Origin of the sequence: Arthrobacter sp. HMWF013, assembly GCF_003061105.1 — a bacterium.
Classification (GTDB): Bacteria; Actinomycetota; Actinomycetes; order Actinomycetales; family Micrococcaceae; genus Arthrobacter.
The window spans coordinates 1-4,808 of record NZ_QAIQ01000681.1; the positions used below are offsets into that span (position 1 = coordinate 1).

Genomic DNA, 4,808 nt, shown 5'->3' on the forward strand with positions numbered 1-4,808 from the left:
GGTGCCACGGATGAACCGGCGATGCTGGACGGGTACGGTCCGATCCCGGTCACCATGGCACGCAGGCTCATCGCGGACGGCGCTTCCTCGTTCCACCGGGTCCTGATCGACCCGAGGGACGGTTCACCGCTGGAGATCGGCCGGACCAGCTACCGGGTCACCAAAGCCCAACGCCAATGGCTCAGGCTCCGGGATGGGAAGTGCCCGTTTCCTGGTTGCAGCAACGCCTCCCTGGATAATGAAGCGGACCATCTCATCGCGTGGGCGCACGGCGGAACCACCGGGATCAGCAACCTCGCCCAACCCTGCCCCAAGCACCACAAGCTCAGGCACACCACAGGCTGGACACCCGGACCCGCCACCACGACCGAACCGCCGGGCTGGATCTCACCCACCGGCAGACGCTACGCCAGCGAACAACCCGACTGGGAACCACCAGACTGGCCAAGCCCGCCAGCCGTGGAGTATTTGAGCGCGGAGAATGCGTTGCTCAGCCTGCTTGAGGACACTGTCCACAACGCGGGGTCAGACATGGTCGATTGGTTCTGGCTGGAGACAAGCAGTCGGACTTCGCCGTAGTCCGCTTTACGTCCTTTACTTTTCGCCGCCCAAAACTTTCCGCGGGTTAGGTGCCCGGTCGGCATGTGACTTTCTATATCAATTCCAGGGTGGTAGAACCGGGGGCGGGTAGCTGTGGATAACTTTGATCACCCAAATCTCGCTTGGGCTACCCTTGAGTCATTGTCCGGAGCCAGGCGTCTTGAAAAACAATCGGGGGATTAGCTGCCCATGACATCGCACAAACTCACTTCGTCCTGGCGCATCCGAGCGGGCAGTGTTGCCCTTGTAGTCGCAGCATCCGTCGCGCTTTCGGGCTGCAATTCCGATGCTGAAACTAACCCAGCTGCCACGGGAACACCCTCCGCTGCCGAGTCCATATCGCCGAGCCCCACGCCGACGCCAACCGCAGCCTACAAACCCGCAGACGCGACAGGCCGCGCCCAAAATGTTCCCGTGCCTGTGATGCCGGAAGTGGCGAAGACAGAGACGAAGGAAGGTGCTCAAGCATTTGCCAGCTACTGGTTTAGAGTTCTGAGCTATTCCTATGAAACGGGCGATTTGGTGCTATTACAGAGCATTACGCCGAGTACTTGCCAGTCCTGCCAGAAACCTATGCAGGCCATCCAGGACTGGCATTCCCAGGGGCGGTGGCTCGCGGGCGGGACTATTACAACACCAGCGGTAGATACCACCTTCAAGAAGGACGCCGAGGACAAATACCAGGTTGCGGTTCAAGCCGTTCAAGAGCCCTTGTCTTACTTTCGGGCGGACGGAACGCTTGCCCGTGCAGAGCCCAATGTTGCCAACACGGGAAATCTACTGATTTTGTCGTTTAGTGATGACTCGTGGAAGCTCCACGACGTCGGAAGCATTGTTGGCTAGGGATGTTAACCGCCCGGCCGCGCGGGTTCCGACTGACTTTGTTAGTTGTCACAGTCGCCATGCTCCTCAGTGCCGTTACGGCCTACGGAGAAACAGGGGAGGATGACCCTGAATTTGGCGGTCAATGGGCCCCCGGTGCGGCACAGATCGGCGCCTACACATGGGACTCTGGCACTGGCGCTTATGTAATAAGCGAGCCCGGCCATGTTCCAACAGACCCCAACGACTACAAGTACGAACTTCAATGCCACCTTGGCGGCGGCGATTTCGATTCAGCCTGCCTGGGAGATCAAATTGAGTGCACTAGCGGTCCGGCCGGCAATGAGGAAGGTATCCCGGTAATTTGGCTATCTAAGCCGAGAGGCGTCCCGGGCGCCGTATGGGTTATCCATTCCGGTCCGACATGTCTTTACGATGCCAAGCCCGAAGACCTGCTGCCCCGGATCGCCGCGGACGTCCAGCGGCAGTTCGAAAGCCTGCCGGTTAATGCAGGGATGGTCGTAGCCCAACCGAGCCCGCACACGCTTCGCGGCGCTGAGACCAACTTCTACGCGGACGCCGCCGAGCAGCAGTTCGACGTCACAATGTTCGGCCAGAAAGTGCACGTAGTGGCCACGCCGGTGCAATACACCTGGAACTACGGCGACGGAACGGTGCTAGGGCCTCAAGCGTCCATGGGAGGGCCCCTGCCGCAGGACCGTTGGGGCGAGAAGACCAGGACGAGTCACGTGTACACGACCACGGGAGACTTCCGAGTGGTGCTGACAACGTCTTTCCAAGGAACCTATTCCGTCAACAGCGGGCCGCCTTTGCCCATCCCGGGCCAGGGGCAGTTCAGCGCCCCGCCGCAGACCATCAGCGTGTGGCGCTCCATCACGCGCAATTATGCGGACGACTGCAACCAGAATCCCCAGGGCCAGGGCTGTCCAGGAGCGATTCCAGTCCCTTAGAACAGCCTTCCCCCCAAGGAAAAAGGCAAAACGAAACCCCCACCGCGTGAACATGCAGTGGGGGATTCTTTTGTGCCCTCGATAGGATTCGAACCTACGACCTTCTGCTCCGGAGGCAGACGCTCTATCCCCTGAGCTACGAGGGCAATCCAGGGATCCTGCCGTTTCCAGCGGGACGTCCTAGAGCTTAGCAGGAAGGTGGCCCGCAATGGAAAACGCCCACTCAGTAGCCCGCAAACGAGTCCACATGCACACGCCGCGCACCGGCATTTTTGGCGGCGCGCCGCAGCGAAGCGACACTTGCAGGCGATCCGGAGACGTACACCGCGCGGTCGGCGATGTCAGGTACCAGAGCCCGGAGCGACGCCCCGTCCAGCGGACCAGCCGCAGCGCCGGCATCGGTGATGAATGACGGGGGAGCCGAGCCGTCTGCCATCCGGGCCAGAATGCGCGCGCCTGAGGACTTCAGTTCGCTCACGTAGGCGATTTCTTTGGCATTACGGGCCAGGAGCAGGAGCACCACGTCCCGTTCCCTGGCAGCACCCGCAGCGAGGTGGGCAAGGAACGGGGTAACTCCGATGCCGGCCGCGATGAGGAGGACAGGTTCCTTGGGGTCCCGCGGCAGGACGAAGTCGCCTCCCACCGACGTAGCCGCCACTTCATCACCCGGCTTCAGATCCAGCAGAACCCTCTTGGCAGCGGAAACAGGCTCCGCCGTCCGGATGCCAAATTTCACAGTGCCCGAGTCCGGGGAACTAGTCAGGCTGAACACCCGGCGTCGGCCTTTACCATCCGACTTGGCATGCGGCAGGTCCAGTTCCATGTACTGCCCCGGGAGGAACCGGACCGGCCGGGACGGCTCGAAGACGAACTCCGTGGTGCTGGGCGTCAAAGCCCGTGACCCGGCAAACCGAAGCCGCAGTGCTCCGCGCTGTCCCACCAGGAATGCCAGCAGATTTCCCAGGAGCAGCGCCAGCTCAGGCGAATTGGCGATAAAGCCGAAGTTGTATGGGACAGCAAAGACCACGCCCACAATGGCGGCCAGCGCGAGCTGCTGCCAGCGGCGGGGCGGCAGCGTCAGCGGCTCGGTCAGCATAAATCCGACAAAGAAGAGCAAAGGCCGCTGCGCCAGGGCCTGCCAAAGTGCACCACCGAAGGAAAGACCGGCCTGCAGCAGTTCCGCCGTAATGATGGCCAAGGCAACCACCAGGAACACTGCCGCCATGAGGAACTTCCGCGTCCGGTACAGCACCAGCAGGATGCCAGGTACCAGCAGCCACAACATGGCCGGCGTTGCCGCCCACCATGTGGCGATGTTCAGCCCCGTCAGGCCGGTCACAAACGCACCGGCGGCCGCGGGGTTGAAGATGTGCCGGCCGCGCCAGGCCAGGGCGTACTTGGAGGCGGAAGCCAGCACGCAGGCCAGGGCCACGCCCATCATATCCATCGGCGCAAAGGTGGGCCAGAACAGGAAATACAGGAGAAGGCCCGTAATCAGCGAAGACTCAGAATGGGGACGCACATGAAACAGCGCCGCGAGCCCGCGGTTGGACAGGTAGGTCAAGCCCAGGCACAGCACCAGGTGCACCAGCATCTGGGGGATACCGAACGTCAGCCAGCCGAGGGCATTGAGCAGGAGACTGTAGGCGGCGAGGGCCGCCAGCACCAGCAGGATGAGCCGGTACATGGTGTAGCGGCCCAGCAGGGTATCCAGCCGGCCCGCGGGTGAAACGGAGGCGCCTGCTTTGGGGGCATCAACAGGGCTCATGTGAACAGTGTCCCTTCAAAGCCGGATGAATAGGCGGCGCTTCCATCAGAAAATACGGTCAGCCAGGAGAAGTCGAAGGTCCGTTCCAGCTCGGCGCCCGGGGTAAAGAACAGCGCTGTAGCCAGCGCGTCAGCAACCATGGTGCTCGAGGCCATCGTCCACGTCGCGACGGCGGTGCTGACGGGGCGTCCGGTGGTGCCGTCGAGCACGTGGTGCAGGCCGTCGCCCCACGCCCGGCGGTTTGAGGCTGACGCGCACAATGCTCCGCCGGCCAATGAAACGGTCCCGATTGCCTTGGCCGGATCGTAGGGATGTTCCAGCGCCACCTGCAGGGGGTCCGGGCCGCTGTGCAGGATGTCGCCGCTGGCATCAATGATGAAGGAATTCACGCCGCTGGAACGCAGCTCGGCCGACAGGAGGTCCACCAGCTGGCCCTTTCCTGCCGCGCCGATGTCAAGGACAAGCGGCGCCGTGGTGGTGAGCACGGTGCCGTCCCAGTCCAGGGCATCGTCCCAGCGCGGCGCCGGCACCGCAGCGCCCGTCGGGGCCAGGGAGTAGGTTGCGTCGTACCCCAGCTGCTCCAGGCTGCTGCCGATCAATGGAGTCATGGCACCCCCAGTGATGTCGTAAAGTGACCGGTACAGGCG

General features: G+C 62.6%; 4 protein-coding genes, 1 tRNA gene and 1 pseudogene. 3 read left to right on the forward strand and 3 right to left on the reverse strand.

Annotated elements, in window-relative coordinates; genetic code table 11:
* From DBR22_RS22035 to DBR22_RS22045, 3 genes and pseudogenes are all read left to right on the forward strand, one after another.
* A pseudogene (locus DBR22_RS22035) lies at positions 1-579 on the forward strand (HNH endonuclease signature motif containing protein); the annotation flags it as partial.
* A gap of 210 nt (positions 580-789) precedes the next feature.
* Complete coding sequence (locus DBR22_RS23635; protein WP_146187626.1) at positions 790-1,443, forward strand: DUF6318 family protein; 654 nt, start codon at positions 790-792, stop codon at positions 1,441-1,443.
* 59 nt (positions 1,444-1,502) lie between these two features.
* On the forward strand, positions 1,503-2,393 hold the full coding sequence (locus DBR22_RS22045; protein WP_258229390.1) for a hypothetical protein: 891 nt from the start codon (positions 1,503-1,505) through the stop codon (positions 2,391-2,393).
* Positions 2,394-2,466: 73 nt separating this feature from the next.
* Here the strand turns inward: DBR22_RS22045 and DBR22_RS22050 are convergent.
* From DBR22_RS22050 to DBR22_RS22060, 3 genes are all read right to left on the reverse strand, one after another.
* A tRNA-Arg gene (locus DBR22_RS22050) sits at positions 2,467-2,539 on the reverse strand.
* A gap of 77 nt (positions 2,540-2,616) precedes the next feature.
* Positions 2,617-4,161 (reverse strand): ferredoxin--NADP reductase, encoded by a 1,545-nt coding sequence (locus DBR22_RS22055; RefSeq protein ID WP_108600735.1) that lies wholly within the window; start codon positions 4,159-4,161, stop codon positions 2,617-2,619.
* Positions 4,158-4,808: FAD:protein FMN transferase (locus DBR22_RS22060; protein ID WP_108600737.1), on the reverse strand; the 651-nt coding region annotated here is incomplete at its 5' end. The genes DBR22_RS22055 and DBR22_RS22060, both read right to left, overlap by 4 nt.

Bases quoted from the DNA above. Each gene is read 5' to 3' on its own strand.
- DBR22_RS22055 (WP_108600735.1), bottom strand. From the start codon at position 4,161: ATGAGCCCTGTTGATGCCCCCAAAGCAGGCGCCTCCGTTTCACCCGCG.
- DBR22_RS23635 (WP_146187626.1), top strand. From the start codon at position 790: ATGACATCGCACAAACTCACTTCGTCCTGGCGCATCCGAGCGGGCAGT.
- DBR22_RS22045 (WP_258229390.1), top strand. From the start codon at position 1,503: ATGCTCCTCAGTGCCGTTACGGCCTACGGAGAAACAGGGGAGGATGAC.